The organism is Pseudoxanthomonas sp. 97-1-1, assembly GCF_057773125.1.
Genome location: NZ_JBYMTJ010000002.1, coordinates 846,171 through 866,508, shown reverse-complemented (window position 1 = coordinate 866,508; position 20,338 = coordinate 846,171). Strand labels below are relative to the sequence as shown.

Here is a 20,338-nt window from a genome sequence, read left to right as displayed (position 1 = left end):
GAAGGGGCTTCCGCCTGCTGCCGCAACTGGAACGATGCTTTCCCGGTGCCGCCCCGTGTCTGTGGGAGCGACGCAAGTCGCGATGAGGGATCCGATGGCTTCATCGCGACTTGCGTCGCTCCCACACCCAGACAGAACGCCGCTCAGGGGCCCGCTTCGGCGGCTTCCAGCGTGTTCTGCATCAGCGTGGCCACCGTCATCGGCCCCACGCCGCCCGGGACGGGGGTGATCCAACTGGCCCGCTCCGCGGCCGCGTCGAAGCCCACGTCGCCCACCAGCCGGCCATCCTCGAGCCGGTTGATGCCCACATCGATCACCACGGCGCCCGGCTTGACCCATTCGCCGGGGACCAGGCCGGGCTTGCCCGCCGCCACCACGAGGATGTCGGCGTCGCCGACCCGGGCCTGCAGCACGTCGCGCGGGGTGAACTTGTGGCAACTGGTGACGGTGCAGCCGGCGATCAGCAGTTCCAGCGCCATCGGCCGGCCGACGTGGTTGCTGACGCCGACGATCGTGGCGTTCTGGCCCCTTACCGGGCGGTCCGTATACGCGAGCAGCGTGGTGATGCCGCGCGGCGTGCAGGGACGCAGGCCGAACTGCCGCAGCGCCAGATGGCCGACGTTGGCGGGATGGAACCCGTCCACGTCCTTGCGCGGATCGATGCGCTCGATCAGGCGGGTCGCATCCGGAATGCCGGGCAGCGGCAGCTGGACCAGGATGCCGTGGATCTTCGGATCGGCATTCAGCTGATCGATCAGGTCCAGCAGTTGTGCCTCGGTGGTGCCTTCCGGCATGTCGTAATCGTAGGCGGCGATGCCCACCTTTTCGGCCGCACGCCGCTTGTTGCGAACATAGACCGTGGAAGCCGGGTCACCGCCGACCAGCACCACCGCCAGGCCCGGCCGCGCCTGGCCCGCAGCCACCCGCGCGTCCACCCGGACCTTCAGTTGGTCCAGCAGGTTTTCGGCAATGCGGCGGCCGTCCAGGATTCGGGCAGTCATGGGAGCGTGGGGTGTAGAGTCGATGCATATTGTCCCCGATTCCTTCCCCATGTTGTAGGAGCGCCTCGTGGGCGCGATGCTGTTCCCCTTCGTCTCGAGGCATCGTGCCCATGGGACGCTCCCACGGATCAAGACCATGACCGATACCACAGCCCTCGAGGCGGCCGCGTTCCGCCGCCTGCTCAAGCACCTCAATACCGACCGCACCGACGTGCAGAACATCGACCTGATGATCCTGGCCGGCTTCTGCCGCAACTGCCTGGCCGACTGGTACCGCGAGGCCGCCGTGGAGGCGGGCATCGCGATGGACAAGGAGCAGGCGCGCGACGTGATCTACGGCATGCCGTTCGCCAAATGGAAGGCGCAGCACCAGCGCGACGCCACACCCGAACAGCTGGCCGCCTTCAAGGCGGCGCAGGAGCGGCATGGGTAAGCGCGGCCGTCGCATGCTGCTCTGGTCGACGGCGATCGCCGCAGCCTGCTATCTCGCCGCCTGCGCGTTGCTCTATTCGCAGCAACGCCGGTTGATCTACTACCCGCAGCTCACCCGGGTGGAACCCGCGCAAACCGATATCGCCCTCGCCCGCCCCGGCGCCACGCTGCGTGGCTGGGTGGTCAATCCGGGGCGCCGGGATGCCGTCGTGTACTTCGGAGGAAACGCCGAATCGGTGCAGGCCAACCGGGACGACCTTGCCCGCTGGCTTCCAGGCCATACGGCGTATCTTTTCGCGTACCGCGGCTATGGCGCCAGTGACGGCTTGCCCAGCGAGGCGGCATTGCTGGCGGACGCGCTCGCGCAGTTCGACGACGTGGCTCGACGGCACCCGGGCGGGCAGGTCTCCGTGGTCGGGCGCAGCCTCGGCAGCGGAGTCGCCACGCATGTTGCCGCGGAACGGACGGTGCCACGGCTGGTGCTGGTCACGCCCTTCGACAGCCTGGCCGCCGTGGCGCAATCGCACTACCCCGTCTTTCCGGCACGATGGCTGCTACGCGACCACTACGACTCGTCGCAGCGCCTGCCGCGCCATCGGGGTGAGCTGCTGGTGCTGCGGGCGGGACGGGATGTGGTGGTGCCGCCCGCAAACACCGACCGGCTGCTCAAAGCCTTCAAGGGCCGTGCGCTGATCGTGGACTTCCCGCACGCGGGCCATGACGATCTGTCACTGGACCCCCACTACTGGCCTGCCTTCAGCGACTTCCTCGAAACCGGCGCGGACTGAGCGCGCCGGCTACTCCTCTTCTTCCTCGCCGATGATCTCGGCGGCTTCCTCGTTGAGCGCCCTCGCCTCGCGCTTGGGCTTGGTGAAGGGCGTCGGCGTGGGCTTGGCGGGCCTGGCGTTGCCGTAGAGCGCCGGGATGCCGGACCTGAGGTCACCGCCCGCAATCTCCAGTTCCAGGCGTTCCGCATCCCGCCGACGGATTTCCAGTGCGATCGTCTCGGCGTCCTCGGGCGATATGCCCACGCTCGCCAGCGCCGCCTTGCCGAACTCCACCGCGGATTCGAACGTCTCCCGGATCTGGAAATCCACGCCTGCGGCGATCAGCGCCAGCGAGTGCTCTCGGTCGAACGAGCGCACCAGCACCTGCGCCTGCGGGAACTCGTGCTTGACCAGTTCGACGATGCGGTTGGCCGCTTCCTTGTCGTCGATGCAGAGGGCGATGGATTGGGCCGTCTGCGCGCCGCATGCACGCAGCACGTCCAGTCGCGTGCCGTCGCCGTAGTAGATCTTGAAGCCGAATTCCTCGGCGCTGCGGATCATCTCGATGTCGGTATCGATGATGGTGACGTCCACGTCGCGCGCCAGCAGCGACTGGCTCATCACCTGGCCGAAGCGGCCGAAGCCGATGATCAGCACGCTGCCGCTGAGGCCTTTCGCCTCCTCGATGCCTTCCATCGAGGGCTGCTCCGGATGGGTGAACCGGCGCAACAGCAGCACGAACAGCGGCGTCAGCGCCATCGACAGCACCACGATGGCGGTGAGGTTGGCGTTGACGGTTGCGTCGATGATGCCGGCCGCAGCGGCGGCGGCGAACAGCACGAAGGCGAACTCGCCGCCTTGCGCCATCAGCACCGCGCGGTCGAGCGCTTCGGCATGCGAACTGCGGGTGACGCGCGCGACCATGTAGATGCAGGCGGCCTTGACGGCCATCATCGCAAGCACCGCGCTGACGATGAGCGGCCAGTTGGCCGCCACCACGCCCAGGTCCAGCGCCATGCCCACGCCCAGGAAGAACAGGCCCAGCAGGATGCCGCGGAAGGGTTCGATGTCGGCTTCGATCTGGTGACGGAAGGTCGACTCGGACAACAGCACGCCGGCCAGGAAAGCGCCCATCGCCATCGACAGGCCACCCAACTGCATCAGCAACGCGGCACCCAGCACCACCAGCAACGCGGCGGCGGTCATCACTTCGCGCGCCTTGGCCGCAGCGAGGATGCGGAAGAAAGGGTTCAGCAGCCAGATGCCGGCGGCGATCAGCCCGGCCAGCGACGCGACACCGATGCCGATCGCGATCCAGCGCGAGCCCTCCTGCGGCTCCACCACCTGGGGCGACATGAAGGCGACCAGCACCAGCAACGGTACGATCAGCAAGTCTTCGAACAGCAGGATCGATACCACCTTCTGGCCATGCGGCAACGCGACGTCGCCCCGTTCCGCCAGCAGTTGCATGACCACCGCCGTGGAGGTCAGCACGAAGCCCATGCCACCGATGAACGACACCGCCAGCGGGTAGCCGAACACCAGGCCCACGCCGGTCAGCAATACCGTACAGACCGCGATCTGCAGCGTTCCCAGCCCGAATATCTGCTTGCGCAGGCTCCACAGGTGGCTGGGCCGCATTTCCAGGCCGATCACGAACAGGAACATCACCACGCCGAGTTCGGCAACGTGCAGGATGGACTGCGGATCGGAGAACCACTTCAGACCGAACGGACCTATCACGAGGCCGGCGGCGAGATATCCCAGCACCGATCCCAGGCCCAGGCGCCGGAAGATCGGCACGGTCACGACGGCGGCACCCAGCAGGGCGACGACACTTACCAGTTGGCTGGCACCGGATTCTGCACTCATGCGGGCAGTCTACCGGATGGATGTGCCCGCTCTACCGGCCCGGTGCCTTCATGGCCAGCCATGCGCCCGCTGCCACCGGTACCGCGAAGATCAGCAACTGGATGGGCAACTCTTCCTGCAGCGAGTAACCGTGCGACATGCCCGTACGCAGGTTCCAGAGCACGGCGAGCAACCAGCCCAGGCTGAAAAATAACGCTGCAGCGCGACGTCTGGCTGGCTTGGCCAGCCACATCGCAAAGCCCACGACCAGCAGGCCGACAACGATGAAGATCAAGGTCCGCACGGTGTGGTCCTCCCCGGGAACTGGCTCGCGCGGGGCAGCCCGCGCGCCCACATTACCGCACTCCAGTACCACGCTTCCGGCCCGGGAACGGGCCACGCAACCCGACCCCAGACACGCTCACTTGGTGGTGTAGCCACCGTTGATGAGGATGGTCTGCCCGGTGATCCACCAGCCATCGCTCACCAGGTGGCGGATGAAGGGCACCACGTCTTCGATGTCCGTCAGCCCGGTCTTGCTGCTGGGCGAAAGCGCCGCCGCACTCTTGTGGTAGGCGACGGCATCGGCGCCTTCGGCTGGATAGAAGAACGGTGTATCCATGGGGCCGGGGCCGACGGCCGTCACCGAGATGCCGCGTGCGCCGAATTCCTTTGCCGCAGCGCGGGTGAAGTGTTCCACCGGCGCCTTGGTGCCTGCGTATGCCGCATAGAACGGGGTGAACGCGCCAAGAAGCGATGTGACCAGGGTGCACGCCTTGCCGTTGTCATTGAGGTGCCTGCCGGCCTCCTTCAGGAAGAAGAACGCGGTCTTGGCATTGACCGCCGCCATGTCGTCGTACTCGGCTTCGGAAATGTCGGCCATCGGTTTCTTCAGCACCTTGCCGATCGTGTTGATGGCGATGTCGGGGCGCCCGACTGCCGCGACGGCATCGGTGAACAGCCGCTCCATGGCCCCGGCGGTGGTCAGATCACCCTGCAGCGCGACGGCCTTTGCGCCAGTCCGCTCGATGGCAGCGACAGTGGCCTCTGCCTGGGCCGTGCTGGCCGCGCTGTTGTAGTGAATGGCAATGGCACGGGCACCCTGCGCGGCGAGGTCGCGGGCGATCAGGCCGCCCAGGTTCTTGGCACCGCCGGCGATCAGGACGACTTTGCCGCGGATGGAATGGTCGGTCATGGGAATTTCCTTCAGGGGGCGATAGGGGCGGTCGACTGCAGGGAGCGCCAGCGGTAGGCAGTCCCGCTCGACGCCACTAAGATGCGTGCGAAGCGGCTCGCCTGGCCTTCACGATGTCCCGTCCACTGTCAAATTCTCCGGTGCCCGATGGCCCGCACGATGGCTGGCAATCGTCGTATGACGCGGCCAACCACGCGTCTGAAGGGACGCCGCAATACCGGGTGCTTGCGCAGGCGCGTTGGCCCGGCGTGGAACTGCTGGTCTGCCGCGAGGACATCCGCCAGCGCACGCTGTGGGCGATCGACCAACCGCGCCACACGGTCATCGTCCACCTGGGCGGCACCATGCGCGAGCTGGATACCGAGATCGATGGCGCCGGCGCCACCCATGCGCCTCCGTCGCCGGGCGACATCTGGCTGATCCCCGCGAAAAGACGCTATGCCAGTCAGGCGAAGGGACAGGTCATCACCTACGCCGAGTTGCGGCTGTCCCCGCTCGCCGAGGTGGACGTGGGCAACGGACAGCGCGCCCTCATTGAAGACCTGATGCCGCGCCTGGGCCATCGCGACGAATTTCTCCACTACAGCGTGGCCCGACTCGGGCGCCTGAGCCAGCAGGACGACGACCTGTCGGTGATGATGGCCGAACGCCTGCAACTGGTCCTGCGGCAACACCTGTACGACGGCTACCGCTTGCCCGTGATGCGCGCGCCCGCATCGGCCCGGCTCGCGCCGCGCGCGGCGCGCCAGCTGTGCGATCACATCGAGGCCTGCCTGGACCAGCGCATCACGCTGGCCGAACTGGCGATGCTGGTGGACATGAGCGTGCACCAGTTGCTGATCGCATTCCGGCGCGACTTCGGCACCACGCCCGCGCAGTACATCCTGGCTCAGCGTCTTCGCCGGGCCCGTTGGCATCTGCTCAACAGCAACGCCGACATCGCGAACATCGCCGTCGACTGCGGTTTCGCCAGCCACAGCCACCTCAGCGCGGCATTCAAGCGCGATACGGGCATCACCCCGCGTCAGTTCCGCGACGGGCTGCGCATGCGCGCGATGGAGTGATCAGGCCGGCGCGCGGCAGAACGCGGGGTAGTCGATGTAGCCGGGGAACGGCAGATCGAGCGCGCACACCGCGCAGTCCGGGTCGTGCCGTAACCGGGTTTCGCGGAAGCGCATGGACAGCGCGTCGAAGTGAAGCAACCGGCCCGTCAGCGGGTCGCCGATGCCCAGCAGCAATTTGATGACTTCGGTGGCCTGCAGCAGCCCGATCACCCCCGGCAGCACGCCCAGCACGCCGGCTTCGGCGCAGTTGGGGGCGAACTCCGGCGGCGGCGGTTCCGGGAACAGGCAGCGGTAACAGGGCGCATGGCCACGATGGCGGCCGGCATCGAACACGCTCACTTGCCCCTCGAAGCGTTGCACCGCGCCATACACCAGCGGCTTGCCCAGCTTCACGCAGGCATCGTTGAGCAGGTAGCGCACCGGGAAGTTGTCGGCCCCATCCAGCACCACGTCCACGCCCTCCAGCAGGCGTTCGACATTGTCCACCGTGACGCGCTCGGCCACGGCTTCGATCCGGGTGCGCGGATTGAGTGCAGTGAGCGTTGCCTGCGCGGAGGCGACCTTGGCCTGGCCCACCCGCGCTTCGTTATGCAGGATCTGGCGCTGCAGGTTGCTGCGGTCGACCACGTCATCGTCCGCGATGCGCAGCTGCCCTACCCCGGCGGCGGCAAGATAGAACGCCGCAGGGGATCCGAGGCCGCCCGCCCCGATCATCAGCACGCGCGACTGCTGCAGGCGCAGCTGGCCCGCCGCGCCCACTTCGGGCAACAGCAGGTGGCGCGAATAGCGCTCGTTGAAGTCGCGGGCGTCATCGGACAGGACGGGCATGACGACCGGGCGCCCTTCTTCGATCCAGCGCGACGTTCCGCCTGCGACGGAGAACACTGCCGTATAGCCGGCGGCTTCCAGCACGCGCGCAGCCTCCATCGATCGCCCGCCCTTCTGGCAGACCAGCACGATGCTGGCGTCACGATCCGGCAGGTGGGCGAAAGGATCGGCTTCCAGCTGCGCCTTGGGAATGCCACGCGCGCCCTCGGCCTGGCCGCTGGCACGCTCGTGGTCTTCGCGTACATCGATGAAGACGCTGCCTTGCGCAAGCAGCGGGGCGACGTGTTCGGGAAGGATTTCGCGGATGGCCATGGCGTGATTATCGCGCAACTCGCCACGCGGGCCGCTTCAGCAACCGATCACGTCCACGACGTCGCCCGCCGAATAGTCGCGCGCGCCTTCGGGCAGGACGATCAGTGCATTGCTGTCGGCGACCGCACGCAACTGGTGGGAAGCATCCGCGGCGTTGGGCGTGACCTGCAATCGTCCATCGTCCCCGCTTTCCATCCATCCTCGCAGGAATTCCAGGCGCTCGTGCGTCTTGCGCCAGGGCGCGCACAACACCGCCCTCCATTGCGGACGAGGCTCACGACGACGCTGCAGGCCATCCAGCAGGGCCCGCCCGAGCGTCAGGAACGTGGCCAGCGAGGACACCGGATTGCCCGGCAGGCACAGGAACAGGGCCCGGTCCATCTCGCCGAACAGCACCGGCATCCCGGGCTTCATGCGTACCCTCCAGAAATGGATGCGACCCCGCGCTGCCAACAGTGCGGGCAGATGATCCTTCTCGCCGGCGGACACGCCGCCGCAGGTGATGACGACATCGAACGCGGCAGCGGCGTCGGCCAGCGCGGTACTCATGCGCTCCGGGTCGTCGGGAAGCGTCGGCCAGGCGGTCGGCTCCAGCCCTTCCGCGCGCAGCAGGCCCATCAGCAGTTCGCGATTGCTGTTGTAGATCTGGCCGGGCGCCAGCGGCAACCCGGGTTCCACCAGTTCGTCGCCGGTCGTGAACACGGCCACGGTCGGGCGTTGTGCGACTGCCAGCGAGGCTATCCCCAGCCCGGCGCCCAACGACACCCGGGCCGGCGTCAGTACCTGACCATCGGCGAGCACGCGTGCGCCCGCCTGCACGTCTTCGCCCGCGCGCCGCACATCCGCGCCGGGCCGCAGGCCGGCCGGCACGCGCACCATGCCGTCGTGAAGGGTGCAGTCTTCCTTGATGGCGACGGTGTCCGTACCCGCAGGCAGCGGCGCGCCCGTGGTGATGCGGACGCATTCCCCGGCGCCGACCTGCATGGCCTGCAGTCGGCCGGCGAACTGTTCACCGGCCAATCGCAACAGGGTGTCTTCCCCCGGCAGCAGGCTGGCGTGGGCGAAGGCGAAGCCATCCATGCGGCTGTTGTCGAACGGCGGCAACGGGAGGGGGGCGGTGATGTCCTCGACCAGCACCCGCCCGCTGGCGCGGGTGACGGCGATGCGCTCCGGGCCCAGCATCCGGTTGCCGGCGACCTGCCGGATGATCTGTCCGGCTTCGGCGAAGCCGATGCGAGACGGGTATCCGGTCACTTGCCGCGCTTGACGTGCCGGATCAGGCGGCGCTTCTTCGCGATCTGTTTTTCCGTCAGCACGTTCTTCTTGCCTTCGTAGGGGTTGGCGCCCTCGCGGAAGATGAAGCGCACCGGCGTACCGACCAGCTTGAAGCGCTTGCGGAAGAAGTTCTCCAGGTACCGCTTGTACGACTCCGGCAACACCTTCAGGCGCGTGCCATGGACGATGAAGGTCGGCGGATTGGCGCCGCCCGGATGCACGTAGCGCAGCTTGGAAACGTGGCCACGGATGCTCGGGGGCGGGTTGGTCTCGTACGCGACTTCCAGCGCTTTGTTGACTTCGCTGGTGCCGAACTCCTTGGTCGCCGACGCATGCGCGCGGTGGATGGCCTTGAACAGTTCACGCAGGCCGGAGCCGTGCAGCGCGGAAATGCGGACCACTTCGGCCCACTCGACGAACCCCAGCTTGCGTGCCAACAGCGCTTCCGCCTGTTCGCGCTGGTAGGTCGTCAGCCCGTCCCATTTGTTGATCCCCACGACCAGCGCGCGGCCCGCATCGAGCACGGCGCCGAGCACGCTGGCATCCTGGTCGGTGACGCCTTCGGTCGCATCCAGCAGCAGCACGGCCACCTGGCACTGCTCGATGGCCTGCAGCGTCTTGACCACGCTGAACTTCTCGACGGCCTCCTCCACCTTGCCCTTGCGTCGCAGGCCGGCGGTGTCGATCAGGCGGTACTGGCGACCGTCGCGCTCCATGTCCACGGCAATCGAGTCGCGCGTGGTGCCCGGCACCTCGGAGGCGATCATGCGTTCTTCGCCCAGCAGGCGATTCACCAGCGTGGACTTGCCCACGTTGGGGCGGCCCACGAAGGCGACCCGCATGCGGTCGGGATCGTCGTCCAGTCCGGCAGTGGCACCTTCTTCGGGCAACCGCTGGTGGACTTCCTCCAGCAGGTCGTCGATGCCCTGCCGGTGCGAAGCCGAGATCGTGATAACGTCGGAGAAACCGTAGCGGGCGAAATCCGCCAGCGCGGTGGTCTCGTTGATGCCATCGATCTTGTTGATGACCAGCAGCGTGGGGCGCGCGGCCTTGCGCAGCCAGGCCAGGATCTCGTCGTCGAGCGCGGATGCGCCTTCACGGCCATCGACGATGAACAACACCAGGTCGGCCTCTTCGGCCGCCGCACGTGCCTGGCGTGCCGTGGCACCGGCCAGGCCCTCTTCCTCACCGGCGATGCCGCCGGTATCGACGACCAGGAAAGGGTCGTCCTCGTCGAGTCGGCAGACGCCGTAGTTGCGATCGCGCGTCACGCCGGGCTGGTCATGCACCAGGGCGTCACGACTGCGGGTCAGCGCGTTGAACAGGGTGGATTTGCCGACGTTGGGACGACCCACCAGGGCGACGAGGGGCAACATGCAGAGGCAACCGGAAAGGAAAATGTTGCCGGAGGCGTGTCGCCGCGCGCAGGGCACGGCCGCTCCGGTCTGGCAACGGGCCGCCATGGTATCGGAATACGCCCCCTTCCGCGAAAAAGGGCCGCAATGCGGCCCTTTCCGGCAAGACTGGAGTGGGCCGGCCCACTCCTTCGGACGGGGTTACTTGAACCCGAAGGCGGTCAGGCCGCCTTCCACATCCTGTACCAGCAGGATGCCGTCGGCGACGACAGGCTTGCCACGCAGGGCTTTGCCCCCCACGCGGGCGCGCGCCGCGACCTCGCCATTGTCCGTCTTCAGCCAATGCAGATAGCCGTCGTAGTCACCGACCACGGCGTAATCGCCATGGATGGTGGGTGCCGTCAGCGAGCGTCGCGCGAGGGTGGTGTTGGACCACAAGGCGCTGCCGCTGTACTTGTCCAGCGCCCAGACGGTACCCGCCGGATCGGCCACCATGACCGCGCTGCTGGTGACCGCCAGGCCACCCGCGCCGCCATTGTCGCGCGTCCACAAGGGGCGGCCCGAAGGACCTTCCAGCGCAACGGTCTCCATCTTGTAGCTGGTGGCATACAAGGTGGTGCCTTCCAGCACCGGGGCGCCATCCACATCGGCCATGCGTTCGAGTTCGCTGCGGCCTTCCGGCGTACCTACCGCCTGCGTCCACATGGGACGACCATCGCCCGCCGACAGTGCGGTGACCGTGCCGTCGTCGCTGCCTGCGAACACGACGCCCGGACCGACCACGACCGGCGCGTTGCCGCGAACGGTCAGGCTGGGAAGCTCGTTGGTCCAGAACCAGCGGCGCTCGCCGTTTGCTGCATTCAATGCCGTGACGCGGCCATCATTGCTGCGCACGTAAACCAGGTCCGTCCCGATCGCCGGCGCCGCAATGACTTCGTTCGGCACCTTCACCTGCCATTTCTCGGCACCAGTGGCGGCATCCAGCGCGATGACCTGGCCGTCCAGTGTTCCCACGACCACCAGGCCCTGGCCGGTACCCGGACCACCCGACAGTCGCAAGTCGGATTTGTACTGCCATACCTGCTTGCCCGTCTGGAGATCGAAGGCACGCACGCCGCCTTCGACCGCAGCGGCATATACCCGACCACCGTCCACCACAGGCGCCTGCTGGATGCCCAGTCGATCCTCGCCTTTGCCGGCATTCGCGCTCCAGAGCTTGGACACCGACACCGATTGCGTGATGTCGACCAGTTCCGCTGGATCGGTCGGCTTCTCGTCGGGCTTGTCGTCGCCGTCGAACCAGCCCTTTACCGTACTGCAGCCCCCCAGGGCGCCGATCAGGAGTGCTGCCGTCAGGAGACGGACGGGAAAACCATAGGTGAGCTTCATGCAGCGTCTCCGCTCTTGGGCGGCGTGCCGCCGGCGTGGATGAGTTTCAGCTCCACGAGCCGACGCTGGGGGGATACCACATCGAGCGTCGTCAACGCACGCGTGTACGCATCCTGCGCTTCCTTCAACTTGCCTGCAGCCAGCAGCGCGTCGCCACGGACTTCCAGGCTCGATGCATCATCGGCCTTCTCCAGCAGCTTCAATGCATCGTCGTGCTTGCCGGTATCGATCAGCAGGCGCGCCAGGCGCAGGTTCACAAGCGGCCGCAGCGAATCGACCGGCGTCAGGCCGCGCAACGTGGCGATGGCGGCATCACGCTCGCCCGCCTGGATCTGTGCCTTGGCCAGCTGGAGACCGGCCACATCGGCGTACAGCTCGTCTTCCTTCATGAGCGAATCGACGGCGCCCTTGGCCTGCTTCAGGTCGCCCTTCGACAGATCCTCGACAGCCGCCTGGTATGCCTGGTAGGCCTGTTCCTTCTTGCCCGCCTGGCTCTTCTGCCACCACTGCCAGCCGAAGATGACACCCAACCCCAGGATCACGCCCCCCAGCAGGCCGGCACCATTGTTACGGAGCCAGCTACGGACGCGTTCGCTTTGTTCGTGCTCGTCGAGCAGATCATCAATCGCCATGCGCTCTCTTGCCCCGTCGAGGCGGGGTCTTGGTCTTTAGTTGGACAAACCCGCGCGCGGGTCAGTCACCGACCGGCGCTAGGGAACCCTCAGAGGATACCGTAAAGCGCGCAACATTCGCTCGCTGGTACGGTGCCAGATTCACCGTACTACCGGCATGCTGAACCTCGACCGCCGTGGCATCGCCCAACTTGATGCGGCCGACTTCACCCCTCGCGTACGTGCGTTCTTCGCCCGCCCGGATCAGCGCATGCTCAACCTTGCGGCCAGCGGGATCATTGACTTCGACCCAGCTGTCACCCTTGAACGTCAGCGTCAGCCACGAGGCCGCCGCGCGCGGCAGTGGCGCCAGTGACGCCACATATGGCGTCGCCTGAGGCCTGGCGACCGGGGTGTTCCCTTCCCTCTCGCCTGGCGAACCCGACGCGCTCGGCACGACGTCCAGCGACGCGGTCGCCGCATCCGGTGCCGGTCCGGAGGTCGGACGCAAGGCCATCCACACCGGCGTTGCGATCACGAGCGTCAACACGACGTACACCGCACGCCGCTTGAAGCTTTCAAAGAAATACTGGAAGTGCGGCGTATGGCTGTGGCTGACCAGTTCGACCGGCTTCGATACCACCGCTTCCGCCTGCTGCAGGAAGGGTTCGACATCCACCTTGAGGAGGCGACCGTAACTGCGCAGCTGCCCGCGCACGAACACCGCCCCACCTGACTGGTCCCACTGCCCGCCTTCGAGGGCGTGCAGCACCTTCAATGGCATCTTCAGGCGCTGGCTGACCTCCTGCAACGACAGGCCGGCCTGCTCACGCGCCAATCTCAGCGCCTCACCGCACCCCTGCGGCGGCGCCACTCCCCCACCTACCGTGTCCATCATGGCCCTGCATTTCCCCCAGAGTTGACGTCCTGCGCGTCGGGGAACTCCGCCCGAATCCGCTGAACATATCGACTGGCAGCGGCCTTGTCGCCGAGTCTATCCTCGATTTGTGATGCGAGTTTCAACACCGCGGCAGTCGCTGGCCCCGAAGCCAGCCTGCGCTCGATGAAGGCACGTGCCGGCAGATAGTGCTGCCGGTCGAATTCCAGCTCCGCCATCGCGCCAAGAGCGGTCGTGTTGGACGGGTCGCGCGACAGGGCCAGACGCAGGTCGCGCTCGGCCCTTTCGGTCTGTCCGCTGGTCAGGGCGCAACTGCCGGCATTCGCCATCGCCAGCACGGGCGTCGCATAGCCGGGCGCCTGGACCGCGCGGTCGAACCAGACCAATGATTCGGCCGCCGCACCATTGGCGCACAACCAGGCCCCGTAGTTGTTCTGGGCCGCGCCCTGCCCGGGCGCCAGCTCCGCCGCACGGCGGTACAGCTGGCCGGCCTCCTGGGCCCGCCCGCGCCGGTCTTCGATCACCGCCAGGAGGGTGGTGGCATCCGCCGAGCCGGGATCCAGCTTGAGTGCGGAGCGCACATCCTTCTCCGCGGGATCGAGCTCGCCGGCATGCAGGCGCTGGGTGGCGCGCGCGAGCATCGTCTGCACCGACTGGCGGCGCTTGACCTCCGGACTGTCCTTGACCGAGTACTCGGGCGCGACCTGCTGTCCGGAGAGGGACTCCATCTTGCCCTTGGGGCGAACGAAGGTGAGGCGACTGCAGGCGGTGGCCAGCAGGAGGGGGATCAGCAGCAGGCAGATCGCCTTATGCCGCATCGTCGATGCCCTGTTCCTGCAATTGCCGGCGGAACTCGGCCTGGCGACGCGTACGGTCCATCACCTGGCCCTTCAACTGGCCGCAGGCGGCATCGATGTCGTCACCACGTGTGCGGCGGACCATCGTCAGCACCTGCGCGTCGAGCAGCAGTTTCTGGAACGCGCGGATTTCATCTTCCGGAGAGCGCTCGTAGCGCGTGCCCGGGAACGGATTGAACGGAATCAGGTTGACCTTGCCGGCATCCTTCAACTGCGCGGCGTTGCTGAACTTGCGCATCAGCTGGGCCAGCTGGCGTGCGTGTTCGGGCTGGTCGTTGACGCCTTTCATCAAGGTGTACTCGAACGTCACCGAATCGCGCTTCTTGTTCGCACGCAGGTAGCGAACGCAAGACGCCATCAGCTCGGCGATCGGGTACTTCTTGTTGAGCGGCACGAGCTGCTCGCGCAGTGCGTCGTTGGGCGCGTGCAGCGAGACCGCCAGCGACACGTCGGTCTCGGTGGACAGCCGGTCGATCATCGGCACCAGGCCGGAGGTCGACAGCGTGACGCGCTTGCTCGCCAGGCCGTAGCCCAGGTCGTCGCGCATGATGTTCATCGCACGCACGACATTGTCGAAGTTGAGCAGCGGCTCGCCCATGCCCATCATCACCACGTTGGTGAGGCGACGGTTCTGCGCAGGCACGTTGCCCAGGTGGCGCGCTGTCACCCACACCTGACCGATGATCTCGGCGGTGGTCAGGTTGCGATTGAAGCCTTGGGTAGCCGTGGAGCAGAACGTGCAGTTCAGCCCGCAGCCCACCTGCGACGACACGCACAGCGTGCCGCGGCTCTTGTCGGGGATGTACACGGTTTCGACGGCATTCTTGCCATCAACCCCCATGCCGAGCAGCCACTTGTGGGTGCCGTCGGTGGAGGGCTTGTCGAACACCACCTGCGGCACGACAACCTCGGCATGCTCCTGCAGCTTGGCGCGCAGGTTCTTGCCCAGGTCCGTCATCTGGTCGAAGTCGGTGACGTAGCGGTGGTGGATCCACTTCATCACCTGGTGGGCGCGGAACTTCTGCTCACCGAGCTTTCCGATGAAGAACTGCTCAAGGCCCTCGCGATCCAGGTCCAGCAGGTTCTGTTTCGCAGGCACGGACGCACCGATGGCCACGGACGGTGCGTCCGTGGCCATTTTCAGTTCGATCGGTGGCAGTTCGTGGCTGCTCATCACTCTTCGCTCAGCGCGAGAACACTTCGGTGGCGGCGAAGAAGTACGCGATCTCGATGTTCGCGTTCTCGACCGAATCCGAGCCGTGTGCGGCGTTGGCATCGATGGAATCGGCGAAGTCGGCGCGGATCGTGCCCGGCGCGGCGTCCTTCGGATTGGTGGCACCGAGGATGTCGCGATGCTTCAGCACGGCGTTCTCGCCTTCCAGCACCTGGATGGCGACCGGACCGGAGATCATGAACTCGACCAGTGCATTGAAGAACGGACGTTCGCGATGCACGGCGTAGAAACCTTCGGCCTCACGGCGCGACAGGTGCTTCATCTTCGAGGCGACGATCTTCAGGCCGTTCTTTTCGAAACGGGCATAGATTTCGCCGATGACGTTCTTGGCGACGGCATCGGGCTTGACGATCGACAGGGTGCGCTCCAGCGCCATGGGGATTTTCTCCGTTGGGCGGGCCACTGAAGGCCCAAGGTTAACATGAAAAACCCGCGTCGAAACGCGGGCTTAGACCAGAAAGCGTAGCGAGATTCTAACGTATCCCAGCGCAGGATGCAGCCTGCGTCACAGGCCGATTGCTGCCTTGCAACATGACACGGCCCCACGGTCAGCGGAGAATCAATCAAACAAGCGTTTGATTAAGCCGGAGGCTCCATGGGCAATACCACGCACTTCTCCACCAAGGAACGGATCCTGGGGGCCGCGGAAGAACTCTTCGCCCAGTACGGCTTTGCAGGCACCTCCCTGCGGCAGGTGACGAGTCGCGCAGACGTCAACATCGCGGCCGTCAACTACCACTTCGGCAGCAAGGAAAACCTGGTCAACGAGGTGTTCCGTCGCCGCATGGACGACATGACCGCCGCCCGCCTCACTCTGCTTGAAAAGGCACTGGCCGGGCGCCCGGGCGAGCTGGAACCCATCCTCGCCGCCTTCGTCGAGCCGGCGCTGGCGCTGGCCCAGGATCGCCATGGGGGCGGCGCCTTTGTCCGGGTCATCGCCCGCGCCTACGCCGAAAAGAACGATGGCCTGCGCAAGTTCCTCTCCGACCACTACGGCCATGTGCTGCGTGAGTTCGGCAAGGCGATCGCCGCCTGCGTGCCGGGCCTCAGCAAGGAAGAGCTCTACTGGCGGCTGGACTTCTTTTCCGGCGCCCTGACCTACGCCATGGCCGACTTCGGCCTGATCAAGCGCCCCACGGGCGTCACGGAAGCAGCGCACCGTGAGCGCGCCGCCCGCGAACTCATCCGCTTCGCCGAAGCCGGCCTGCGCGCCGACCATGTCTGAAACCCCTGCAATCCAAGGAAACTCCATGTCCAATCCATTGCTTGTACGCAAGGCGGCCGTTCTGGGCGCTGGTGTCATGGGCGCGCAGATCGCCGCGCACCTGACCAATGCCGGCGTCGACACCGTGCTGTTCGACCTGCCTGCCAAGGAGGGCCATCCCGACGGCATCGTGCAGAAGGCCATCGCCAACCTGGCCAAGTTGAGCCCTGCCCCTCTTGCCAGCAAGTCGCTTGCCGAAGCCATCACGCCCGCCAACTACGAGACAGGACTCGAGCACCTGAAGGGCTGCGACCTGATCATCGAGGCCATCGCCGAACGGATGGACTGGAAGCAGGACCTCTACAAGAAGATCGCCCCGTTCGTGGCCGATCATGCGGTACTGGCAAGCAATACATCAGGCTTGGGAATCAACAAGTTGGCGGAAGTTCTTCCAGAACAACTTCGCCATCGCTTCTGTGGCGTGCACTTCTTCAACCCACCACGCTACATGCATCTGGCCGAACTGATTCCGGCCAAATCCACCGATGCCACCGTCCTCGAAGGTCTGGAGACCTTCCTGACCACCACCCTGGGCAAGGGCGTGGTCTATGCGAAGGACACCCCCAACTTCATCGGCAACCGGATCGGCGTGTTCTCGATCCTGGCCACCGCCCACCACACCGGCGAATTCAAGCTGGGGTTCGACGAAGTGGACGCCGTCACTGGCCCGCTGATCGGCCGCCCGAAGTCGGCGACCTACCGCACCTCGGACGTGGTCGGCCTGGACACGATGGCCCATGTCATCAAGACCATGGCCGATACCCTGCCCGATGACCCGTGGCACGCCTACTTCAAGTCGCCGAAGTGGCTGGACGCGCTGATCGCCAAGGGCGCGCTTGGCCAGAAGACCGGTGCCGGCATCTTCCGCAAGGTCGGCAAGGACATCGTGGTCCTGGACCTGGAGAAGCAGGACTACCGCGCCGCCGACCGCACGGCCGCGTCCGAGGTGGCCGAGATCCTGAAGATCAGGAATCCCGCGGAGAAGTTCGCCAAGCTGCGCGAGAGCCAGCACCCGCAGGCGCAGTTCCTGTGGGCCGTGTTCCGCGACCTGTTCCATTACAGCGCCTACCACCTGGCCGACATCGCCGAAACCGCGCGCGATGTCGACCTGGCCATCCGCTGGGGTTACGGCTGGTCGCTCGGTCCGTTCGAGACCTGGCAAGCCGCCGGCTGGAAGCAGGTGGCGCAGTGGATCGCCGATGACATCGTGGCCGGCAAGGCCATGAGCAGCGCGCCGCTGCCGAACTGGGTGTTCGACGGCCGCGAGGGCGTGCATGGTGCCGAAGGCAGCTACAGCCCGGGCCGCAACGCCAAGCTGCCTCGCTCCACCCTGCCGGTCTACCAGCGCCAGCGCTTCCCGGATCCGCTGCTGGGCGAAGCCTTTGCCCTGGGCGAGACCGTCTACGAGAACGACGGTGTGCGCCTGTGGACCGACGGCGACGGTATCGGCGTGATCAGCTTCAAGACCAAGATGCACACCGTCTCCGACGCCGTGCTGGACGGTCTGCAGGAAGCCATCGCCATCGCCGAGCAGAAGTTCAAGGGCCTGGTGATCTGGCAGCCGAAGGAACCCTTCTCGGCCGGTGCCGACCTCGCAGGCGCCCTCGGTGCGCTGCAGGCGGGCAAGATCGCCGAGTTCGAAGCGATGGTGGCCAATTTCCAGGCCACCAGCCAGCGGATCAAGTACGCGCTGGTACCCGTGGTTGCCGCCGTGCGCGGCCTCGCGCTGGGCGGCGGCTGCGAGTTCCAGATGCACAGTGCACGCACGGTCGCGTCGCTGGAAAGCTACGTCGGCCTGGTAGAGGCCGGCGTGGGCCTGCTGCCCGCCGGTGGCGGCCTGAAGGAAATCGCCGTGCGTGCGTCGCAGGCCGCCGGCCCGGGTGGCGACGTGTTCGCCGAGCTGAAGAAGACCTTCGAGACCGTGGCGATGGCCAAGGTGTCCGCTTCCGCCGTCGAGGCCAAGGAGCTGGGCCTGATGCGCGCGGGCGACAAGATCGCCTTCAATGCCTACGAACTGCTGTACATCGCCAAGCAGGAAGCCCTGGCGCTGGCCGAGACCGGCTACCGCCCGCCCCTGCCCGCCCGCCGCATCCAGGTGGCCGGTGACGTCGGCATCGCCACCTTCAAGATGATGCTGGTCAACATGCTGGAAGGCCGCTTCATCAGCCCGTACGACTACGAGATTGGCGTGCGCATCGCCACCGTGCTGTGCGGCGGCGAAGTCGACCGCGGCGCACTGGTGGACGAAGAGTGGCTGTTGAAGCTGGAGCGCAAGCACTTCGTTGAACTGGCGCAGCAGGAAAAGACCCAGGCGCGCATCGGCCACATGCTGAAGACCGGCAAGCCCCTGCGTAACTAAGCGACCGACAAGGACACATCGAAATGAGCAAGCAGATCCAAGAAGCCTATATCGTCGCCGCCACCCGCACGCCGGTCGGCAAGGCGCCGAAGGGCGTATTCCGCAACACCCGTCCGGACGACATGCTGGCGCACGTGCTGAAGTCCGTGGTCGCGCAGGCGCCGGGCATCGACCTCGGCCGCATCGATGACGCCATCATCGGTTGCGCCATGCCCGAGGGCGAGCAAGGCATGAACGTGGCGCGCATCGGCCTGCTGCTGGCGGGCCTGCCGAACACGATCGCCGCGCAGACCATCAACCGCTTCTGCTCGTCCGGCCTGCAGGCCGTGGCGATGGCGGCGGACCAGATCCGCCTCGGCAACGCCGACCTGATGCTGGCCGGCGGCACCGAAAGCATGAGCATGGTGCCGATGATGGGCAACAAGATTGCGATGGCGCCCAGCGTGTTCGACAACGACCACGTGGCCATCGCCTACGGCATGGGCATCACCGCCGAGAAGGTGGCCGAGGAATGGAAGATCTCGCGCGAGGACCAGGACGCGTTCGCCGTCGCCTCGCACCAGAAGGCCCTCGCCGCGCAGGCGGCGGGCGAGTTCAAGGATGAGATCAGTCCCTACGAAGTGATCTCGCGCCAGCCCGACCTGGCCGGCAACACGGTGCGGCTGAAGAAGCTGCTGGTCGAACAGGATGAAGGCCCGCGTGCGGACACGTCGCTGGAAGGCCTAGCCAAGCTGCGGACCGTGTTCCGCAATCCGCAGTTCGGCGGCACCGTTACTGCCGGTACCTCGTCGCAGATGAGCGATGGCGCCGCCGGCGTGCTGCTGGCCTCGGAGCAGGCGATCAAGGATTACGGCCTGACCCCGCTGGCCCGTTTCGTCAGCTTCTCGGTCGCCGGCGTGCGCCCGGAAGTGATGGGCATCGGCCCGATCGCGGCTATCCCGAAGGCCTTGAAACAGGCCGGCCTGACCAAGGACCAGCTGGACTGGATCGAGCTCAACGAAGCTTTCGCCGCGCAGGCGCTGGCGGTGATTCGCGACAGCGAACTTGACCCTTCGAAGATCAATCCGCTGGGTGGCGCCATCGCCCTCGGCCATCCGCTGGGTGCGACTGGTGCGATCCGCACTGCCACCATCGTCCACGGCATGCGTCGGCGCCAGCAGAAGTACGGCATGGTCACCATGTGCATCGGCACCGGCATGGGCGCGGCGGGCATCTTCGAATCGCTCTGACGTTCTCCGCACTTCTGTGTTGAACGAAAAAGGCGCCGAAAGGCGCCTTTTTCACCGGTGCGGCGCCTTCGCTCACGCCATCCGCGCACCGTTCGGCACCGGCCGCTCCACCGTGGTGATCACCACGCCGGCATCGGTGTGGAAGCCGGTCAGCAGGAACTCGGACAGGAAGCCGCCGATCTGCTTCGGAGGGAAGTTGATGACACCCACGATCTGCCGCCCGACCAGGTCCTCCGCGGCATAGAGCGCGACGATCTGCGCGCTGGTCTTCCTGACCCCATGTGGCCCGAAGTCCACCCAGAGCTTCCACGCCGGTTTGCGCGCCTGCGGGAATGCCTCGACTTTCAGCACGGTACCCACGCACAACGCGACACGTTCGAAATCTGCCCATTCGATGAGATCGTTCGTTTCCGTCAT

20 protein-coding genes are annotated in these 20,338 nt (G+C 66.3%); 6 read left to right on the top strand and 14 right to left on the bottom strand.

The features are described 5' to 3' along the window. Positions 1–143: 143 nt before the first annotated feature. Entirely contained in the window at positions 144–1,052 is a 909-nt protein-coding gene (gene folD / locus AC3DET_RS11285) for a bifunctional methylenetetrahydrofolate dehydrogenase/methenyltetrahydrofolate cyclohydrolase FolD (protein ID WP_488391634.1), read from the bottom strand. Positions 1,053–1,137: 85 nt separating this feature from the next. Between folD and AC3DET_RS11280 the strand changes: the two genes are divergently transcribed. Both AC3DET_RS11280 and AC3DET_RS11275 read left to right on the top strand, forming a co-directional pair. Next, positions 1,138–1,434 (top strand): DUF1244 domain-containing protein, encoded by a 297-nt coding sequence (locus AC3DET_RS11280; protein WP_488391633.1) that lies wholly within the window; start codon positions 1,138–1,140, stop codon positions 1,432–1,434. Beyond that, a complete protein-coding gene (locus tag AC3DET_RS11275; RefSeq protein ID WP_488391632.1) occupies positions 1,427–2,221 on the top strand; it encodes an alpha/beta hydrolase in 795 nt (264 codons plus the stop codon). The genes AC3DET_RS11280 and AC3DET_RS11275 overlap by 8 nt, the downstream gene beginning before the upstream one ends. Before the next feature lie 9 nt (positions 2,222–2,230). Here AC3DET_RS11275 and AC3DET_RS11270 read toward each other — a convergent pair whose 3' ends face one another. The 3 genes from AC3DET_RS11270 to AC3DET_RS11260 form a co-directional block, all read right to left on the bottom strand. Beyond that, a complete protein-coding gene (locus AC3DET_RS11270; RefSeq protein WP_488391631.1) occupies positions 2,231–4,072 on the bottom strand; it encodes a monovalent cation:proton antiporter-2 (CPA2) family protein in 1,842 nt (613 codons plus the stop codon). 31 nt (positions 4,073–4,103) lie between these two features. Then, positions 4,104–4,355 carry a hypothetical protein gene (locus tag AC3DET_RS11265; RefSeq protein ID WP_488391630.1) on the bottom strand — a complete coding sequence of 84 codons (252 nt, stop codon included), beginning with the start codon at positions 4,353–4,355 and terminating at the stop codon, positions 4,104–4,106. A 117-nt stretch (positions 4,356–4,472) separates the two neighbouring features. Beyond that, positions 4,473–5,246: an SDR family oxidoreductase gene (locus tag AC3DET_RS11260; protein ID WP_488391629.1), complete on the bottom strand. Its 774-nt coding sequence runs from the start codon at positions 5,244–5,246 to the stop codon at positions 4,473–4,475. A 113-nt stretch (positions 5,247–5,359) separates the two neighbouring features. On the opposite strand from AC3DET_RS11260, the gene AC3DET_RS11255 reads away from it, so the two are divergent. Beyond that, complete coding sequence (locus AC3DET_RS11255) at positions 5,360–6,310, top strand: helix-turn-helix domain-containing protein (RefSeq protein ID WP_488391628.1); 951 nt, start codon at positions 5,360–5,362, stop codon at positions 6,308–6,310. On the opposite strand, the gene moeB is transcribed toward AC3DET_RS11255, so the two are convergent. From moeB to ndk, 9 genes are all read right to left on the bottom strand, one after another. Then, on the bottom strand, positions 6,311–7,450 hold the full coding sequence (moeB, locus tag AC3DET_RS11250) for a molybdopterin-synthase adenylyltransferase MoeB (protein ID WP_488391627.1): 1,140 nt from the start codon (positions 7,448–7,450) through the stop codon (positions 6,311–6,313). A 36-nt stretch (positions 7,451–7,486) separates the two neighbouring features. Continuing rightward, the gene (locus tag AC3DET_RS11245; RefSeq protein WP_488391626.1) at positions 7,487–8,704 is read right to left on the bottom strand and encodes a molybdopterin molybdotransferase MoeA; all 1,218 of its coding nucleotides are present in this window, start codon (positions 8,702–8,704) and stop codon (positions 7,487–7,489) included. Then, positions 8,701–10,101, bottom strand: a complete 1,401-nt coding sequence (gene der, locus AC3DET_RS11240; RefSeq protein WP_337732032.1) for a ribosome biogenesis GTPase Der — start codon at positions 10,099–10,101, stop codon at positions 8,701–8,703. Before der ends, AC3DET_RS11245 begins: the two co-directional genes overlap by 4 nt. A gap of 180 nt (positions 10,102–10,281) precedes the next feature. Further along, positions 10,282–11,469 (bottom strand): outer membrane protein assembly factor BamB, encoded by a 1,188-nt coding sequence (gene bamB, locus AC3DET_RS11235; RefSeq protein ID WP_488391625.1) that lies wholly within the window; start codon positions 11,467–11,469, stop codon positions 10,282–10,284. Next, complete coding sequence (locus AC3DET_RS11230; protein ID WP_337732034.1) at positions 11,466–12,101, bottom strand: YfgM family protein; 636 nt, start codon at positions 12,099–12,101, stop codon at positions 11,466–11,468. The genes bamB and AC3DET_RS11230 overlap by 4 nt, the downstream gene beginning before the upstream one ends. A gap of 61 nt (positions 12,102–12,162) precedes the next feature. Continuing rightward, entirely contained in the window at positions 12,163–12,978 is an 816-nt protein-coding gene (locus tag AC3DET_RS11225; protein WP_337732035.1) for a RodZ domain-containing protein, read from the bottom strand. Next, positions 12,975–13,796: a type IV pilus biogenesis/stability protein PilW gene (gene pilW, locus AC3DET_RS11220; protein ID WP_192202569.1), complete on the bottom strand. Its 822-nt coding sequence runs from the start codon at positions 13,794–13,796 to the stop codon at positions 12,975–12,977. Before pilW ends, AC3DET_RS11225 begins: the two co-directional genes overlap by 4 nt. Further along, entirely contained in the window at positions 13,786–14,973 is a 1,188-nt protein-coding gene (gene rlmN, locus AC3DET_RS11215) for a dual-specificity RNA methyltransferase RlmN (protein WP_192202788.1), read from the bottom strand. The genes pilW and rlmN overlap by 11 nt, the downstream gene beginning before the upstream one ends. Positions 14,974–15,019: 46 nt before the next feature. After that, positions 15,020–15,445: a nucleoside-diphosphate kinase gene (ndk, locus tag AC3DET_RS11210; protein ID WP_162337947.1), complete on the bottom strand. Its 426-nt coding sequence runs from the start codon at positions 15,443–15,445 to the stop codon at positions 15,020–15,022. A gap of 219 nt (positions 15,446–15,664) precedes the next feature. On the opposite strand from ndk, the gene AC3DET_RS11205 reads away from it, so the two are divergent. The 3 genes from AC3DET_RS11205 to AC3DET_RS11195 are packed head-to-tail and all read left to right on the top strand — an operon-like array spanning position 15,665 to position 19,921. Next, positions 15,665–16,294, top strand: a complete 630-nt coding sequence (locus AC3DET_RS11205) for a TetR/AcrR family transcriptional regulator (protein WP_192202570.1) — start codon at positions 15,665–15,667, stop codon at positions 16,292–16,294. A 25-nt stretch (positions 16,295–16,319) separates the two neighbouring features. Further along, entirely contained in the window at positions 16,320–18,692 is a 2,373-nt protein-coding gene (locus AC3DET_RS11200) for a 3-hydroxyacyl-CoA dehydrogenase/enoyl-CoA hydratase family protein (RefSeq protein WP_488391624.1), read from the top strand. Positions 18,693–18,715: 23 nt separating this feature from the next. After that, on the top strand, positions 18,716–19,921 hold the full coding sequence (locus AC3DET_RS11195) for an acetyl-CoA C-acyltransferase (RefSeq protein WP_488391623.1): 1,206 nt from the start codon (positions 18,716–18,718) through the stop codon (positions 19,919–19,921). A 72-nt stretch (positions 19,922–19,993) separates the two neighbouring features. Here AC3DET_RS11195 and AC3DET_RS11190 read toward each other — a convergent pair whose 3' ends face one another. Continuing rightward, entirely contained in the window at positions 19,994–20,338 is a 345-nt protein-coding gene (locus AC3DET_RS11190) for a tRNA-binding protein (protein ID WP_337732038.1), read from the bottom strand.